At 59.9% G+C, this 588-nt stretch carries 1 protein-coding gene and 1 pseudogene; one reads left to right on the top strand and one right to left on the bottom strand.

Going from position 1 to position 588, the window contains the following annotated elements; genetic code table 11:
- Positions 1-149: 149 nt before the first annotated feature.
- A pseudogene (locus tag BV911_RS18910) lies at positions 150-399 on the top strand (hypothetical protein); the annotation flags it as partial.
- An 87-nt stretch (positions 400-486) separates the two neighbouring features.
- On the opposite strand, the gene BV911_RS18915 reads toward BV911_RS18910, so the two are convergent.
- Positions 487-588: transposase domain-containing protein (locus BV911_RS18915; protein ID WP_139840173.1), on the bottom strand; the 102-nt coding region annotated here is incomplete at its 5' end.

Below are 588 nucleotides of genomic sequence, written 5' to 3' on the forward strand. Positions count from 1 at the left end.
CCTACGGCCAGCGCGCTCTGGCACGCGTTAGCTATGTGGTGAGCACACGCGCCAGAGCGCCACCGACATCCCGAGCGTGGCCCCTATTTGCGCCGGTAAATGGCCCCTTATGTCACCGTGATTGACATTCAAGCAACCAGTGGACGACGCCAAAGTCGCTGCAAGCCAAAGCCAAGGGGAATCTGCATAATATTTGGCAGGCCGAGACCAAAGCCGACGCCGAGACGGCCTTCGATTTCTTTGTGGAAACCTACCGCGTGAAGTGAGCCCGCGAACGCGACCCGTCCGAGAAAGTGGGCGAACGACAAGGCGGTCGCCAAATTGGTTAAAAGCCGCGATGTCTTGCTCAGCTTCTACAACTACCCGGCGGAACACTGGAAGCACATCCGGACCTCCAGCCGGGGCTCCGCCCGTTCAGGGCTAACTTGATCCACTGGATCAAGTCTGTGTCGCCCTTCACCGTGTCCGTCCGGTGTTGGCGCGGTCTCAGGCGTTTTCGACCTGCCAGTTCCACGGCATGAGCTCGTCGATGCGATTGATCTTGTGATCAGGCAGGCGCTGGAGGACCCATGTGAGCCACGCTTCGGG

Origin of the sequence: Pseudoruegeria sp. SK021 (assembly GCF_002119405.1) — a bacterium.
GTDB lineage: Bacteria > Pseudomonadota > Alphaproteobacteria > Rhodobacterales > Rhodobacteraceae > Meridianimarinicoccus.